This window comes from Mucilaginibacter sp. (assembly GCF_036383575.1).
Taxonomy (GTDB): Bacteria; Bacteroidota; Bacteroidia; order Sphingobacteriales; family Sphingobacteriaceae; genus Mucilaginibacter.
Map to the genome: position 1 here is coordinate 1 of NZ_DASVOB010000386.1, position 16,357 is coordinate 16,357.

Genomic DNA, 16,357 nt, shown 5'->3' on the forward strand with positions numbered 1-16,357 from the left:
TAATTGCCACTCGGCTGGAGCCGAGCGGCGGCGAAATGATCTTCTTCTTACCCTCTTTGCGGCAAAGCCGGAGAGAGGGTCGGCCAGCGGAGCGCAGCCGGGGTGAGTAAAAGCCTACCTTTCTTCCTTCCCTATTGGCAAATCCCTTCTTGACCATTCGCTCCATGAACCAACATAAAGTTTAGGGCCGCTGATACCGGCATAATCCATGCCCAGCAAGGTATGACAGGCTGTAACTCCCGATCCGCAGTGAACAATCACCTGGTCATGCGCTACGTCACCAATTGCTGCATCGTATGCCTTTCGCAACTCATCAGCAGATAAGTACTTACCGTCGGCGCCTAAGTTGTTGATATAAGGCAGGTTTAATGCACCGGGGATATGACCGGCTATCAGATCCAAAGGTTCTGTTTGTCCCAGATATCTCGGGGTTTCACGCACATCAATTACCAGTCGAAAAGGATCCTGTGCAGCTTCGCCGGCTTCAGCTATCTCAACGGTGTTTGCATACTCGTGCGTTACCGGGTAGGGATCAACCGGGGTTGGAGTATAAGCTTCTGTACTTAGTTCAACACCGGCATCTTTTGCAGCCTGTAAACCACCATTCAATACCTGTACATTTTCATGGCCAATTGCGCGCAACATCCACCATAAGCGCGAAGCACTGAAAGCGCCCGATTTATCGTCATAAACCACTATGCGGCTACCGGGCGTAATGCCCCAGTTGCCTAACAGTACAGCAAACTCCTGTATATTGGGCAGCGGGTGCCTGCCGCCAAAGGCGGGGTCATCTGGTTTAGTGGTAAGGTGCTGATCAAGGTCGGCGTATATGGCGTGGTTTAAATGGCCTGCCAGGTAACGTTGGTAAGAGTCCTGCCCTCCGCGGGCATCAATAAGAATAGTATCCTGTGCGGCTAAAGCCGGGTCGTTGATTTCAATAAGTGGCGACATAGGTATATCTGATATATTTTAATATCAAATATAGATACACCGCTTTTAGTTTCGGCAAATTTACTGCACTATTTTGTTTGCACAGTATGAACTTGCGAAAGCTTCGGGTTTGGCTTTAAACACAAAGCCCATGCTCAGGATGTAACCCATAGCCTCATGCAGGGCTGCGTTACTCTTAAACATCGGGTTGGTGTTAATGTCGGCGTGCACCTCAAGCTCCACATCATACAGGTCGAGCAAATCGCAAAGCTTGTAAGCAATGTCGATAGACTTCTGAACTTCGCTCAGCATCCTTTCTTTAATGCTCATTTTTTGCGAAGTACGCTCCTGGTGTATGAACATGAAAGCGCCGCGTTTTTCACGCAGAAACACGATCACGGTTGCAAAATCTGTTACAGCCCCTTTAACTTGTGAGTCGGTGCCGATACATACTTTGAGCTTGTTTCCGAGGAGGGCTTCGCGTTCAATTGCTTTTTCAACCTCTTCCATAATGGGCGATTGGATTACTTCGCCGCTGAATTTTCTCCAGGTCATAAAAATTATTTTAGGTAAATTTTAGGCGACCTCTTTTATGGGTCTATAAAAATAAGCGATAACGTTTCATATTAACGTAAATATGATGTGATTTATTTGTTAACATTTAACTGATTATTAACAGATTAATTGTATTTCGGATATCGAATTTGGGATTTCGGAATTGAGATGTTGACGTCTATAACTGGACGAAGTTTAGCGACAGCGTAACTTCGACTTAAAACAGGGCAAGCATTCCGCTTGCGGGATAGAAAAGTAAGTTGAAGTACAGTTAAGCTGATTTTAACACATTTTAGGACGAAGTTACGCTGTCGCTAAACTTCGATCAGGGGAGAGGCGAAATAAAAACCATGTCATTGCGAGCGCAGCGCGGCAATCTCGTAGCCAATGCATATCCGATCTGCACAGCTACGAGATTGCTTCGTCGTTCCTCCTGGCAATGACATGGTTTTTTAAAACAACGTCTTCAACTGACCTGCGCCTTCCGAACACTTAAGACGACAATGACAACATTAGTCAGTTAATAAAAATTCCGAAATCGAAATTCCGAGATCCGAAATCAAGCCAAAGCAGCCTTGATCCTGTTCTCAGCTTCCAGCACCAGTTCGGCAGCGGGGGTTTTGCCGGGTTCAATAGGTTCCAGTACCGTCCAGGTTACCGGCGTAAAAGTATTGAGGGGGAAATAACCATACTTCATAACCTTCCAGGCATCGGATATCGCTATGGGTACAAGCAGCGCATCGGGGCATTTTTTTAAAAGCATGGATATCCCGGCCGAATGAAATGCTTTAACCGTACCATCCTTTGAACGGGTGCCTTCCGGAAAAATCACTGCCGACCAGTTATTGGCTTTCATTCGCTCACCCAGCTTCATCATTTCGGTCATGGCCTGGCGGGAGTCTTTCCTGTCGATATTAGCACCTCCGCCATGTTTAAGGTTATAGCTGATGGAGGGGATATTTTTGGTGAGTTCTATTTTAGAAACAAACTTGGCGTGGTATTTACGCAGATAATAGATGAGCGGCGGGATATCGAGCAGGCTCTGGTGATTGGCCACAAATATAATAGGCCTGCCCAAAGGTAAATTTTGCTCATTGATAAAAGTTACCGTATCGCCCAGTATATAAAAAGTGCGCAACAGGAATAAATTTAATATATCAACAGCCTTTTTATGTGCCGAGTACCCAAACACGCGAAAACAGATCCATTGTATAGGATGAAATATAACCAGGGACAAGGAAAATGCAATAGCGGTAAACGGTGTTAAAATATAGCCTAATAACTTTTTCATCAACGGGCAAAGTTATATTTTTTTCAGTAAAGCGGTAATTTACAAACGGTTTTCTGTAAGCAGCAGTTGTACTTTAAGCACCGCCGCTACAGTCATGGAATCTGTAATTTCACCATCACAAACCATACGATAAATTTCAGCAAAAGGCAATTTTTTGATGATCAGCTGTTCGGTTTCTTCAGGCTCGGCTTCAAACTGTTCAAGGCCACGGGCCAGGTATAAGATACTCAACTCATCACTTACCGAATTGCTGAGGTGCAGCCGCTGGATCTCTGTCCATTGTGAAGCTTTTAAGCCGGTTTCTTCCAGTAATTCGCGTTTGGCCGATTCCAGCGGATCTGTCCCTTCGGGGCCTCCGCCTTCCGGCATTTCCCAACTGTACTGATTTAGTGCAAACCTAAATTGCCCTACCAGGTATGTATTTAGCTCAGCATCTAAGGGTAAAACACCGATAGCCACATTTTTAAAATGTATCTTACCGTAAATACCGGGATTACCGGAGGGATTAATAACCTGGTATTCGGTTAGGTTGATCCAGGGATTATCGTAGATGTTTTTTTGGGACGTTATTTTCCAGGGGTTATCTTCAGGGTGATGCATGGCCTAAAAATAAACGATTATGATTAGATTGGGAATAATTGCCTTGGAAAAGTTTATCTATTCCGCCAGATACTCCAGCTTAACCTGCACATTCAGGTCCTCGTGCATCCGGGCAAACTGGCGCGGGTTGCGGGTAAAGTCGGGATCAGTATCCATATAAATGTTAGTGATCCTCACTATTTCGGGGTGTTTATCGGTGCCTATATTATAGGTAAGCCCCTCTCCGCTTTCTAAGCTTTGTTTCAGCTCAAGGTATTGCTTACCGGTTACAATGATCATTTTTTCGGCAGTCATGGATACTATTTAAAAATGGTAAACTACTCAAAACCGTGCTAATTTGCGCTGTAACGTACCGGCGATACAAAATTATCGCTTACCGGGTTCTGCAACGGTTTATTTATATTTACCTCAAATATAACTCATATATATCCGCATAAATGATCAGTATTAAAAAATTATTGCCTTTTATTTTATTATTGGGCAGTACTACAACATTTGCCCAGCAAACCTTACCCATAGCCGTAAACCTGCAAAATACCTACACCAAAGGAACACGAACAGCTACCGGGGCACCAGGCAAAAATTACTGGCAAAACACCGCCGACTATAAGATCAAAGTAAATTTCGACCCTAAAACCCGCCTGGTGAGCGGCACCGTTGGTATCGATTATTTTAACAATAGTCCTGATACATTAAAGCGGGTACAATTTAAACTATACCCTAACTTATATAAAAAAGGATCGGTACGCCAAATGGCGGTTTCCGCAGACGACCTTACCGATGGGGTGCATATCAGCAGTTTGAGCATTGATAACAAAACACAGGATAGCACCAAACGCCGTATCAACGGCACGAATATGACGCTACGGGTATCTCCTATCGCTCCAAAACAAAAAGTACATTTTGACATCAGCTATGCTTACACATTAAACAAGGGCTCTCATATCCGCACAGGTCAGGTTGATACAGGGGCGTTCTTTATCGCCTACTTCTTTCCTCGCGTAGCAGTTTATGACGATATTGATGGCTGGAACGATTACCCTTATGTTGGCGCACAGGAGTTTTACAACGACTTTTGCCATTTCAGCGCAGAGATCACCGTACCCGGCGATTATAAGGTTTGGGCAACCGGCGATCTGAAAAATGCCGACGACGTTTATGACAGCCGTATAGTTAAACGTATTGCAGATGCCGGCGCGAGTGATAAAGTAACAGATATCATTACCGAAGATGATGTTAAAGCAGGCAATATCACCAAAAACAATCCAACCAATACCTGGAAGTTTGAGGCCGATAGCGTTACCGATTTTGTTTTTGCTACCAGCAATCATTACTTATGGAAAGCATCGAGCCTGGTGGTTGATCCTAAAACCGGCCGGCGTACCCGCGTTGATGCTGTGTTTAACGAAAAGCACAAGGATTATTATGCGGTAGTTGACTACGCCCGCAAAACGGTTGAGGTTATGAGCTACAAATTCCCTAAGTGGCCATATCCATACCAACATGAAACCGTTTTTGACGGTCTGGATCAGATGGAGTACCCTATGATGGTGAATGATAACCCGCTCGAAGATAAAGCAGATGCCATTGAGCTTACCGATCATGAGATCTTCCATACCATGTTCCCGTTTTATATGGGTATTAACGAAACCAAATACGGCTGGATGGACGAAGGCTGGGCAACCATAGGCGAATGGCTGGTGAGTCCGGAGATAGCCCCTTCAATTGTTGATCCGTACGGCGTTTCTGCTGTTGAACAAACTGCCGGTCATGAGGTTGACGTACCTGTAATGACGCTTACACCAATGCTAACCGGAGCAGCAAGCTTTACCGACAGCTATCCCAAACCGGGCCTGGGCTATTTATATGTAAAAGATATGCTTGGCGATGAGCTATTTACCAAAGCCCTGCATTACTACATAGCGCAATGGCACGGCAAACACCCCATGCCTCATGATTTTTTCAATTGTATGAACACCGGTTCGGGCATGAACCTTAACTGGTTTTGGAAAGCCTGGTTCTTTGATAATGGTGTAACCGATCTGGCTATTGGTAAAGTAACTAACACCGGGCTAAAGTACAGTGCCACCATCACCAAAGTTGGCAGTAAGCCCATCCCCGTAAACTTAACTGTTTATTATACAGACGGCACTACCGAACTGGTACATAAAAGTATTGTTGTTTGGGCCACAGGGAATAAAACAACCAAGATTGATTTTACTGCCAAAAAAGCTGTTAAAAAATTAGTATTAGGTACCACCTATGATCCAGACAGTAACAAAAAGGATAATGTATGGACAAGTGCTAAATAATTGAAAGCTAAAAGCTGAATGCAGAAAGTCAAAAGCCGCTAATATGATAGCCTAAAAAAAACGTCATTGCGAAGTACGAAGACAACCGACCGGAGGGAGCTCATTAATACCTATAAAAATCAAATTATAATTATTAATAATCCCCAACAGGCGGAGCAGCTTTGCAAGCCGCTCTGTAAAGTTCGCGATTGCTTCGTACCTTATAATGACGTGATTGTAAGTTATTGATTATCAATAGTGTTTTTTTTACACGTCATTACATTTTTTTTCAGGATTTCCCTGATGGTTACTCGCAATGACGGTCTTTTTATTAGATTTCAAACAGCTCCTTAAAGTCCCCCCTATTTCTGTTGGTATGCCTTCAGCAGATCAGCCACATCAATACCGTTAATTTTCATACCGTTCAGGTTGCAGTCTGTAATATTCACATCACTAAGATTACAATCGGTTATGGTGCTGCCTTGCAAATCGCAGTTCTCCAATTTAAGCGGGCGCTGTTTCACGGCGGGATCATATCCGGGATGACCTTCGGGCGGCATGCCAATATCATGGATGTAAGCCCCGCCAAGTTGCGCGTATTTTATTTCCAGATCGCTCAGGTTTGCATCTTCAATTTTAAGCCCAGTTATAGATACATCCTTAAAACTGGCATTGTTCATCATCATTTGCTCAAAGGTTGAACCGTTGAGCATGGCACATTTAACATCAAGTATCTTTTGAGCTTCTTTTATGGTGATAACCTCAGTGCTGTTAGTTGCTGAATTTTCCATGGTTTTGTTGTTAGATCCATCAAATATCTTAAAAATGAACGGCTTCGCAGAGCTACGTACGCGACAAATAAAGGGTGCATTTGCGACAAGGTTATTCTCACACAAAGCCGCAAAGGCGCTAAGTTAAAACCTTTGTGGCTTAGCGCCTTTACGTGAAATTTTAGTTTATGCTGATTTATAAGTTTTGTATCTTCAATTCATATTCGCCACTCATGATCCTGTCCCGTCATTTTAAATCGCAGTTACTTACGTTAGCCTGCATTACACTTACTTATACGGGCTCTTATGCCCAACAAAAATCCAACCCAATCGCGCAAGCCAAATGGCTTATCGGCAGCTGGAGAAATCAATCGGCAAAAACACTGGATACCGAAACCTGGAACAAGCTTAATGATTCCACATTTCTTGGCAGAAGCTATTCATTAGCAGGCACAGACACGGTATCATCCGAGCACATCAGGCTGGAGCAACACGCCGGTAAGCTTTACTATATCCCAACAGTAAAAAATCAAAACAACGGCAAAGCGGTAACTTTTACGCTTACTTCATCCAACAAAAAACAACTGGTGTTTGAAAACCCGGAACATGATTTCCCTCAAAAGATAACCTATACCCAAATAACAAAAGATTCACTGCTCGCCGAAATATCAGGGCTAAGGAAAGGCAAGCTCAAGGCGATACAGTTCCCGATGAAAAGGGTTAAATAAAAAATGAGCTTTTTTATATTATTGCAGTAATTCGGCCACATCACGGCCATAAAATTCTTTAAACAGTTTCCTGAAATAAGCAGGGGTTTCAAAACCCGCAACATAAGATATTTCGGCCACGGTGCGGTATTTACCACTGTTGATCGCTTCCATCGACATCTGTAAACGGATCCTCCGGATGTAGTTATTGGGTGTAACCCCTGTGGTATTTTTTATGCGCCGGTGCAGCTGCCTTTCACTTAATCCCATCTCGCTACTCAGCAACACAATGCCCAAATCAACTTTCCCAATGTATTTTCTTACCAGCGTTTCAAGTTCATAAAGCCATAGCTGATCGGCAATGGAAAGCTCACTGATCGGCTTGAGGAGGTCTATACGGGTAAGGTCTCCCCCTTTCAATATTTCGCTGTTTCGCGCCGACAGCAACGAGGTCCTGCTAAATTCTTCCAGCTTCTTTTTATCGGTAATATTTTTGGCGATGGCAAAAACGAGCTGCTGGCTTTTTACAGGCATCGATGTCCACGAAAGCCATACAATTTCGCCGCTTTTGGTTACGTACCGGTTCTCAAAATTATATAGCGGATTGTTTTTTTTGATACTCTCCCGCTTACTGGCGGTGATGCTCCTATCTTCAGGATAAACAAACGAATCGATAGGCTTTGCAAACAGTTCGCTGTCGGTATAACCTAAGGTTCTTGAAACAGCCGGATTAATTTTTTTAAAGTAACCGTCGAACCCGGCCACACACAACCAATCGGGCGACAGGTGAAAAAAGTATTCCAAGTCAAAAATCTCACTCAAGTTTTCCATGCAAATTTTCGTTCCTCTTTACCGGGCGTTGTAATACACCCGGCAAGCAATATGATATAGCCGCAGGTTGTGAAATGGCCGATTCAAAAGAAACCATTTTTTATGATACAAACAGCCATTTATTTTATACTGGCAGGATTGTTTAATAAAATGTCAGTCTTGTCAACTTTCAGAAAGTCATTTGCCGGCTTTTGTGATAACGTAACAGGTGTTCTGAAAATGAAATTATCTCTATTTTAATTAAAACCATGTCATTGCGAGCGCAGCGCGGCAATCTCGTAGCCAGTGCATATCCGATATGTATAGCTACGAGATTGCTTCGTCGTTCCTCCTCGTATGACATGGTTTTCTTAACCAAGATTTCCAATCGATCCTCATCTTCTGAACCCTGTGGTAATAGTATCAACAGTAAAATCATGTTTTGCTATCTGGGTGAGATGGTAATTTTCACCGTTTTTTTATATCATTACGGGTAATATGAAAACCCTATACCCAAACACAATTAAGCTCATTTCCTTTGCTTTATTAACTATATCATTACAAAGCTGTATCAAACGGCCCGGAGCCTGGCGAAACGACCAGATCCCCGGAGGCAAACGCGACGATTTTCACAAACTTAATGAACAACTACTTCACGACCTGCGCAGTAACAACGCTGATGATATCAGCAACATGGAATCGCAGGAGATGCTGGATGATAGATCGAACCTCAGGCAAATTGAACTGGTAGGCAACGCGGCAAAAACCACCGATTATGATATTTACGATGAATATTATATCGTAAACCAACATCGCAATACCGATACGGTAAGCAATCTGTCGGCAGGTATTAACAGCTATAAAATGATCTATAATGGCGTTACCCATGAAATGTATATTGCCCTGTTTTTACCAAAGGATAAAAGCCTGCCTAACCAGGAAATGATAACCGCTATGTATGCCAAATACAATTATGGCTGGAAGCTAACCTCGGTAAACGTAAATACATATAAGATCAATGGTAAAACGGCGCCCGAACTTTATGAACAAGGAAAAGATAAATACAACAAACAGCATTTCGCCGACGCCCGTTTAACACTTGAGCTGTCTTTACAATGTACCGCCCCTAACGATTACTGGCAATATCTGCGCGATACCGACGCAGGTAAATTATTCCAGGATGCTGCCGAGGCAACAGTAAAGCAATACCGTTTCCCGGTAGTAATTGATGGTGTTGCAGGAGAACCAAGGATATTCCGGATTGGCAATCAGAAAAACAGCCACGGTTGGTTCCCGGTAATTTATTATGTAACCAAGGTAAACATTGCTGATACCAATGCGGTAAAAAGTGAGAACCTGCAGATTGGGAAAGTGATCAACAAATTGCTTCCGGGCATTACTGAGGATAAGGATTATATTTTTTACTCCGCCTGTAGTAAACTGCTGCTAAGTTCGGCGAGAGTTGAGCATTTTGATATGACGAAGAAATTGAGGTAACTATTTTTTATGTCATTGCGAGGAGGCACGACGAAGCAATCTCGTAGCTATACAGGGCGAACATACATTGGCTACGAGATTGCCACGCTGCGCTCGCAATGACATAATTTTTATTAGGCTACGTAAATATAAATAAGCCCCGAAACAATTGAATGCTTCGGGGCTTATTTATCATATCAAAACAGTCTCTATCAGATCGCTTCCAACTGCAGCACCACACTGGTATGGTAAGTACTGGCTTCAGGATTGATACCTACGTTCATCAGGAAATCGCCGGTAAAGGTCAAATCTTCATTACCTAACACCGAACCAGTGCCCGGGTAAAGATTGATCTCTTTTACACGATATTTTTTATTAGGGTCGAGGCCTTTCAGACGTACAGGCACTTTGCTGCCTGAGCCGTAACGGTTGTTCACCAGGTAATTGAACATTACCGCTTTTGATTTATCAGCATTCACATACATGATAGAAGCCGCGTCGTTATCCCATGGTGATGCTAAACGGTACTGATCGCCATGCCAGATCACATCTTTCAATGCATCGTAATTTTTCAGGGCCGACTGGCAGAAGCTCAAATCATTTTCGCTTAGCTTGCCTATCACAATATCAAAGCCCATTTTACCCATCATAGCTACATCCACACGGTATTTAATTGGTTGTTTGCCCCAATCGGTTACGTGGTTTGAACTGGTGATAGCCGGGTAGAAGAATGAATATTCCCATTGGATAAACACACGCTCCAGCGGATCGGTATTATCACTTGGCCAAAACTCGGTAAAGTATTGTAACGCACCGTAGTCAACCCTGCCGCCACCACCTGAGCAAAGCATCAAAGGCACTTTAGGATATTTAGCACGAACGCGTTTTAATACGTTGTACAAACCATTTACATAATCAACATAAATGTGCGACTGGTCTTTTTTCAAATAAGCCGAATAAGCATTGTAGATAACCGCATTACAATCCCATTTAATATAAGCCAAATCGGGATTTTTGGTAAACAGGCCGTCAACTACGCCAAATACAAAATCCTGTACCTTAGGGTTGGCTAAATCAAGCACCAGTTGGTTCCTGAAGTATTTTTCAGGACGGTTTGGTTGTTTGATCACCCAATCAGGGTGGGCTTTGTACAGATCGCTGGCAGGGTTAACCATCTCCGGCTCAATCCAGATGCCGAATTTTACACCGTTGGCCTGCGCCTCTTTCACCAATGAGCTGATACCGTTTGGCAGCTTTTGTTTGTTCTCCTGCCAATCGCCCAAACCGGCGTTGTCACCATTGCGCGGGTGGCTGTTACCAAACCAACCGTCATCCAGTAAAAACAGGTCAACACCCAGTTTTTTGGTATCTTTTAACAAGCCTGCAAGCTTGCTCTCATTAAAATCAAAATAGGTTGATTCCCAGTTGTTCAATAATGTAAGCCTCGAACCTTCGCCGTCAACAATTTTATATTTGCGGGCCCAGCTTTGCAGTTTGCGGCTGGCATCACCCTTGCCATGATCAGAGTAGGTATACAGGAAAGCAGGCGTAGTAAACTCAGCACCAGGTTTTAAATGATATTCAGAAGCAGCATTGTTAATACCTGCAATAATTTTCAGGTTGTTGGCAACATCCAGTTCAAAATCAACCCTGAAATTGCCTGACCATTCCATAGCTCCATAAAATACCTTTCCTTCATCTTCGGTAGCCGGCTTATCCAGCGATATGGCAAACATCGAGTGCTCGTACAGGTTGGCACGGGTACCCAGCTTGCTGTCGATAGTTTTTATGCCGTGTGTTAAACGGGCTTCTTCAGGCTGCACTTCCATGGCCCAGTTGCCGTGGTATTGTTTCAACCAGAAACCACCTGTGGTGTTACCCTTCAGGTTTAAATTGGCCGAAGCATATTTGTTAAGCGTCACTATCCCCTTTTCGTTGTGCTTGATCACCGACCATTGTTCGGTAACATCCTCTTTAAAATAGGTTTTGTAATACAACTTTACTTCAAAATCATAAACAGGATCTTTAAGGGTAACCACCAATAATGAGATATCATCATCAACCTTACTTACCGTATGGCTTACATAGGCCAGGTTTAATGATTTATTACCGTCGGCATGGGTAACGGTAATGGCAGGCTCGCCAAGACTGGCCGATCCTGATGGCGTATAAACATCATTCTGTACACCTGAATCATCGGCCTGTTTGTACATTTTCTGAATGCGGGCATACTCGGCTGTATTAGCAAGCTTTGCGCCCAGGTACACCATGTTCAGGTGTTTTTCGGCATCAGTTTGCAGCACGATAGCGTTGTGCTGGGTTTCAACAGGGATGGTTACATCCTGTGCTGCTGCCCTGCCGGCCAACAGCATTGAGCCTGCAAAAAGCAGGCCCAGTGGTAAAGTTTTTCTTTGAGTAGTTCTCACGTGTGATTTTTGGTTTAACCGGCTACTTCGGTAATTTGGTTTATCATATTTTGATGGATCCTCGCACCAAAGTGCCCGGCATCCTGTTTCAAAACTTCGGCAAAGGCCTTTTGTGCATGCTCAAAATCATGTAAACCGAGATATCCCAGTCCCTGTAAAAAGTGGCAATGCACCTGGTTCCTTGCCTTCAGATCATCTTCAAAAATGAGCAAATTTGGCAGCGAGACGGCAAAGTAATCAATTTTTACGTTATCATCCATGTGCCCGATACCATAATTAAGCAGTTTTTTGAAGATCCGCTCTGCTGATGTACTGTCACCCAGACATTTTTTAGCTAAACCCTGATAAAAGATCTTATCAGGCTGCTGATCGTTGTAAAAAACAGCCGCTGTAGGGTCTTCCAAACCCACTGCTGCTTTCTCAAAATAAGCCTTAGCTTCTTCGGTTTGCTGCAGGTTTTCATAGGCCTTACCTAACCAATAAAAGATGTCATTTTCCTGTGTACCGAACAGTTTGCCTTCGCCTAAATTATGCGGATAGCTTTGTGCTTGCGTTAACTGTTCAATGGCCTCATTATTTTTGCCATCGCGGATGTTTTGCTTGGCCATTTCAACCAGTGATGCAACATACTGGCCCGAAGCCTTACCTTCGCCTCCCTCCCATGGGTGGAAAGTTCTTTGCGTTACCTGTTCAAATGCTACTTGATGCTCTCCTAAAAAGTTATACAGTGTTGCGCGCTCCAAATAAACATCATCACGCAGTTTGGCGGTTTCCAGGTTGGCTTCAACAAATTTCAGGCGTACATCGGCAGGGCGGTTCAGCTTTTTGTATAGCTGATCAAGCTCCATCAGGATGCGGGCATCCGACGTATCCAGCGCGAAGGCTTTTTCAAAGCATGTTAAAGCTTTGGCCGGATCATTACGCTTGTTATAATATGCAATACCCAAATTCCTGAACACGGTAGGGAAAGTATCATCCAGTTGTACCGATGTTTCCCAGGTCACAATGGCATCATCATATTGCAGTTTATCGTAAAACAGGTTGCCCAAGTAATAAGGTGCTTTGGCATCTGTTGGTACCAGGGCAGCAGCCAATTTCAACACACTGATATCTTCCAGCCTGTCGGGGAAACACAGGTATGAATCAGCCGCCGAAGCCAGTTTAAAGTACGCTGATGCCTGCTCATTATTACCCAACTGGCCGGCAAAATAGCCCAGGTAGTAATACACCATAGGACTGGTAGCATCGCCATTAACAGCATAATTAAGCAGATCGGCAGCTTCCTGGTACAGACCGGCGTTGGCATAGTCAAGTGCGTATTCAATGTAGTTTTGATAATAACCGCGCGATAGTTTGGTTAGTTCATTAAGGCTGTGCATGGCTTTTTCTTCGTTGCCCAAAGCTTTGTATGCGTAAACCAACTCAAACAAAGCACCTAAGTTAAACGCATCCCTTTTTATAGCGGCAATACTTACTTCAACAGCCTCTTCAAACCGTTCCAGTTTGCGGAAGGCCGCCGAACGTAAAACATAAGCCTTACTGTTGTTAGCGTTCCTGTCTAAAGATAATAACGAATGGTCAAGCGCCAGTTCATAATCGCCGTTTTCCAGGTCGATCTGTGCTACCGAAAAATAGCCGCTATCTTTCCAGGCATTGCTCCAGGTGGCTTTGTAAAACGCCTTGTAAGCTTCATCTTTTTTACCAAGGAATTTAAGCGCCAAACCTAAATTGTAATAGCACTCGCTATCGTAAGGGTTAGGGTTACGCTGGGTAATGGTTTCAACCGCCTTGCGGAAATATGGCTCGCTTTTGGCAAACTGACCACGACGCAGGTACCATAAACCCAGGGCATTGTTGTTACGGAGATCTTTTGGATCGCGGCGTAAAGCCTCTTCATAATAAGGCACCGGACTGTAGGTAGCATGGCGGTACTGCTCCAGATGCTGTGCAGTTAAAAACAACTGCTCAGCATTTTCCACATCGGCAGGCAGCAACGCTGGTTTGGCAGCTTCCGGAATATTGTTAAGCTTATTGCTTGCCGCATCGTATTTAATGAGCTCCTTGCCCGCCTCTGAATGTACGGTTAGCAATAAAAGGTTTTCATCGATATTTTTAACAGCTATCTCTCTTGCAAAAACCTGCTCCGGTACAATAGAAGCTTTTTCGCTTAACAATACCTTTCCATCGTGCTGTAGTTTGATGTTCAGGTTATTTTGCTCGCCGGTTACGTATACTTTTAACAGCAGTTTGCCATCTTCATAATTCAGCGCCAGCAAGATATCTTTAGTGGCATTTTTAATTACACCAAGCTCGCGGTACGGCATAAAGTACTGGGTAAAATGCTTTTCTTCATGCGGCATCAGCCAGGTAAAATCGGGCTGATTATCGGTAAACATGCCGGTCATCAGCTCAATGTACGGGCCATCCTCGTCGGTCAGGTTCCTGTCCCAGGCCACACCGAAATCGCTATGGCCCCAGGTCCACTGTTTTTTACCGGGCGATACATGATGATTGGCTACGTGCAGTAAGCCAGCTTGACTGTCATGCTCATATCCACCCACAAAATCATAATTAGAGTTGATAGCCATGTATGATGTTGGCACCGGGATATTTTTATACCTCGAGATATCAGTACCCGGCGAGTAATCAACTTTATAATAAGTACCTGTAGCAATCGGAAACGTTGATACATCACGCTTGCCATGGTCAAAAACAGCATTCACATCCGGCGGGAAAACCGACTGGTAATCGTCATTCACTTTCACAGCCGGGTTTGCCCACCATAAAAAGGTTTGCGGCAGGGCAGAACGGTTGTACAGTTTCGCTTTTATTTCGATGTAAGCTTTATCCGGGTGCAGGGTAAAGCCTGCCATACCCTTGGTATGGAACATGCGCTCCACCTCGTTAACCCAAACAGTTTTGCTGCCGTCGGCGTTTTCTTCAATCTTATAGTCAACAGGCTCAAAAGTACTTGGGCGGTGATGTTGCGGCCAGTTAAATTCAATACCGCCCGAAATCCAGGGACCGGTTAAACCTACCAGCGCCGGTTTAATTACCTGGTTCTGGTAAATAAAATGACGGTCTTTGATCTTGTCATAAGCCACCTGAATGCGGCCGCCAAGCTCAGGCAGGATCAGCACTTTAAGATATTTATTCTCCAGGTACAGTCCTGTGTATTCCTTATCTTCTTTTTCGTCGTAAATTTTTTCGATAACAGGGTTAGGGTATACCTTACCGCTGCTGCCCTGGTAAACCCGCTTTTCAAAAAACATGGGGTTTTTATCGGGCTTGCCTATACCGTAGGTTGGGATAATTACCTTTTCTTCCCAAACATTTACATCCAAATTATTCATGTAGCTTACAATTATTAATGTCTTATTAAATTTTCTTCTAACTCTTCAAGAGTCTGGCCTTTGGTTTCCTTTACTTTCCGCAGTACAAACAAAAAGCCCAGGAAACAGATGCCAGCGTACATATAAAACGGCCCGTAAGTACCCAGCACCTTAGCCAGTATCGGGAAGGTGAACACCAGTATAAAATAGGCTCCCCATAGCGATACAATGGCTACAGTTGATGCCGCGCCGCGAATTTTATTAGGGAAGATCTCCGAAATAAGCACCCAGGTTATTGGAGCAAGTGAAAGCGCGTAGGTGCTGATAGCCAGTAATACAAATATGGATACCAGTTTTGCCGACAAGTGATTTTGCAGCAGGTAGGCCAACACGATATAAAATATAGATAAACCTAAGGAGCCAATGAGCATTAATGGCTTACGGCCAAGCTTATCAACCTGCCACATAGCCAGCAGGGTAAACACAAGGTTAACTATACCAATGGAAACAGTTTCAAAAAGCTGCTGGTTCAAGCTTGAACCTACCGAAGCGAAGATGGTTGAGGTATAGTTAAACACTACATTGATGCCGCAAAACTGCTGAAACACCGCCAGCGTGATACCTATGAGCACAGCAGGGCGTACAGCCTTTTCAAATACTGCGCGGTATGATTGCTTGCCTGTTCCTCCTTTCAATGACTTTTCAATGGCTTCTTTGGTAGAGACAACAAATTCTTCGGAGCCTATTTTGTAAAGTACCTTTTCGGCATCTTCATTCCTGCCTACTTTCATGAGCCATCTCGGGCTTTCGGGCAGAAACAATACACCCAGCATAAAAACTACTGCCGGTACAGTACCCAAGCCAAACATCCATCGCCAGGCATTGTGGCCGGTATCTGCCAAAAAGTAATTACACAGGTTGGTGATCAGGATGCCCAGTACTACCGTAAGTTGGTTAATGGCCACATTACGTCCGCGCACCTTGGCCGGTGAAATCTCGGCAATGTACATGGGGCAAAGCATGGATGCCATGCCTACGCCAACGCCGGCTGCAAAGCGCATGGTAATAAAATAGGCAAGCCATGTTGATACCGAAATAGCCAGCGACGATACCGCAAAGATGAACGCGGCGATCATCAGCCCCGGCTTGCGGCCAAATTTTTCGGCAAT

At 44.1% G+C, this 16,357-nt stretch carries 13 protein-coding genes; 3 read left to right on the forward strand and 10 right to left on the reverse strand.

All coding sequences use genetic code 11. From position 1 onward, the window contains the following. Positions 1 to 114 precede the first annotated feature (114 nt). From VF500_RS13430 to VF500_RS13450, 5 genes are all read right to left on the reverse strand, one after another. Complete coding sequence (locus VF500_RS13430) at positions 115 to 951, reverse strand: sulfurtransferase (protein ID WP_330860158.1); 837 nt, start codon at positions 949 to 951, stop codon at positions 115 to 117. 60 nt (positions 952 to 1,011) lie between these two features. Further along, the gene (locus VF500_RS13435; protein ID WP_330860159.1) at positions 1,012 to 1,485 is read right to left on the reverse strand and encodes a ribonuclease H-like YkuK family protein; all 474 of its coding nucleotides are present in this window, start codon (positions 1,483 to 1,485) and stop codon (positions 1,012 to 1,014) included. Between the two features lie 559 nt (positions 1,486 to 2,044). Further along, the gene (locus VF500_RS13440; RefSeq protein ID WP_330860160.1) at positions 2,045 to 2,776 is read right to left on the reverse strand and encodes a lysophospholipid acyltransferase family protein; all 732 of its coding nucleotides are present in this window, start codon (positions 2,774 to 2,776) and stop codon (positions 2,045 to 2,047) included. A gap of 39 nt (positions 2,777 to 2,815) precedes the next feature. Further along, complete coding sequence (locus VF500_RS13445) at positions 2,816 to 3,376, reverse strand: NUDIX hydrolase (RefSeq protein WP_330860161.1); 561 nt, start codon at positions 3,374 to 3,376, stop codon at positions 2,816 to 2,818. A 57-nt stretch (positions 3,377 to 3,433) separates the two neighbouring features. Then, the gene (locus tag VF500_RS13450) at positions 3,434 to 3,670 is read right to left on the reverse strand and encodes a hypothetical protein (protein WP_330860162.1); all 237 of its coding nucleotides are present in this window, start codon (positions 3,668 to 3,670) and stop codon (positions 3,434 to 3,436) included. Positions 3,671 to 3,813: 143 nt separating this feature from the next. Between VF500_RS13450 and VF500_RS13455 the strand changes: the two genes are divergently transcribed. Then, complete coding sequence (locus VF500_RS13455; protein WP_330860163.1) at positions 3,814 to 5,688, forward strand: M1 family metallopeptidase; 1,875 nt, start codon at positions 3,814 to 3,816, stop codon at positions 5,686 to 5,688. 341 nt (positions 5,689 to 6,029) lie between these two features. Here VF500_RS13455 and VF500_RS13460 read toward each other — a convergent pair whose 3' ends face one another. Continuing rightward, entirely contained in the window at positions 6,030 to 6,458 is a 429-nt protein-coding gene (locus tag VF500_RS13460; protein ID WP_330860164.1) for a pentapeptide repeat-containing protein, read from the reverse strand. 167 nt (positions 6,459 to 6,625) lie between these two features. Between VF500_RS13460 and VF500_RS13465 the strand changes: the two genes are divergently transcribed. Beyond that, a complete protein-coding gene (locus tag VF500_RS13465) occupies positions 6,626 to 7,165 on the forward strand; it encodes a DUF6265 family protein (RefSeq protein ID WP_330860165.1) in 540 nt (179 codons plus the stop codon). A gap of 18 nt (positions 7,166 to 7,183) precedes the next feature. Here the strand turns inward: VF500_RS13465 and VF500_RS13470 are convergent, their stop codons facing one another. After that, positions 7,184 to 7,975, reverse strand: coding sequence for a helix-turn-helix domain-containing protein (locus VF500_RS13470; protein ID WP_330860166.1), 792 nt, complete (start codon positions 7,973 to 7,975; stop codon positions 7,184 to 7,186). 477 nt (positions 7,976 to 8,452) lie between these two features. On the opposite strand from VF500_RS13470, the gene VF500_RS13475 reads away from it, so the two are divergent. Further along, positions 8,453 to 9,451, forward strand: a complete 999-nt coding sequence (locus VF500_RS13475) for a hypothetical protein (RefSeq protein WP_330860167.1) — start codon at positions 8,453 to 8,455, stop codon at positions 9,449 to 9,451. Positions 9,452 to 9,642: 191 nt separating this feature from the next. Here VF500_RS13475 and VF500_RS13480 read toward each other — a convergent pair whose 3' ends face one another. From VF500_RS13480 to VF500_RS13490, 3 genes are all read right to left on the reverse strand, one after another. Next, the gene (locus tag VF500_RS13480; RefSeq protein WP_330860168.1) at positions 9,643 to 11,856 is read right to left on the reverse strand and encodes an alpha-galactosidase; all 2,214 of its coding nucleotides are present in this window, start codon (positions 11,854 to 11,856) and stop codon (positions 9,643 to 9,645) included. A gap of 14 nt (positions 11,857 to 11,870) precedes the next feature. Then, the gene (locus VF500_RS13485; RefSeq protein ID WP_330860169.1) at positions 11,871 to 15,209 is read right to left on the reverse strand and encodes a DUF5107 domain-containing protein; all 3,339 of its coding nucleotides are present in this window, start codon (positions 15,207 to 15,209) and stop codon (positions 11,871 to 11,873) included. A gap of 14 nt (positions 15,210 to 15,223) precedes the next feature. Continuing rightward, the coding region (locus tag VF500_RS13490; protein ID WP_330860170.1) for a sugar porter family MFS transporter at positions 15,224 to 16,357 on the reverse strand (1,134 nt) is incomplete at its 5' end.

Excerpts from the sequence above, each read along its gene's own strand:
- VF500_RS13445 (WP_330860161.1), bottom strand. The coding sequence starts at position 3,376 with ATGCATCACCCTGAAGATAACCCCTGGAAAATAACGTCCCAAAAAAAC.
- VF500_RS13430 (WP_330860158.1), bottom strand. The coding sequence starts at position 951 with ATGTCGCCACTTATTGAAATCAACGACCCGGCTTTAGCCGCACAGGAT.
- VF500_RS13435 (WP_330860159.1), bottom strand. The coding sequence starts at position 1,485 with ATGACCTGGAGAAAATTCAGCGGCGAAGTAATCCAATCGCCCATTATG.
- VF500_RS13460 (WP_330860164.1), bottom strand. The coding sequence starts at position 6,458 with ATGGAAAATTCAGCAACTAACAGCACTGAGGTTATCACCATAAAAGAA.
- VF500_RS13470 (WP_330860166.1), bottom strand. The coding sequence starts at position 7,975 with ATGGAAAACTTGAGTGAGATTTTTGACTTGGAATACTTTTTTCACCTG.
- VF500_RS13475 (WP_330860167.1), top strand. The coding sequence starts at position 8,453 with ATGAAAACCCTATACCCAAACACAATTAAGCTCATTTCCTTTGCTTTA.
- VF500_RS13455 (WP_330860163.1), top strand. The coding sequence starts at position 3,814 with ATGATCAGTATTAAAAAATTATTGCCTTTTATTTTATTATTGGGCAGT.
- VF500_RS13450 (WP_330860162.1), bottom strand. The coding sequence starts at position 3,670 with ATGACTGCCGAAAAAATGATCATTGTAACCGGTAAGCAATACCTTGAG.
- VF500_RS13485 (WP_330860169.1), bottom strand. The coding sequence starts at position 15,209 with ATGAATAATTTGGATGTAAATGTTTGGGAAGAAAAGGTAATTATCCCA.
- VF500_RS13465 (WP_330860165.1), top strand. The coding sequence starts at position 6,626 with ATGCTGATTTATAAGTTTTGTATCTTCAATTCATATTCGCCACTCATG.
- VF500_RS13440 (WP_330860160.1), bottom strand. The coding sequence starts at position 2,776 with ATGAAAAAGTTATTAGGCTATATTTTAACACCGTTTACCGCTATTGCA.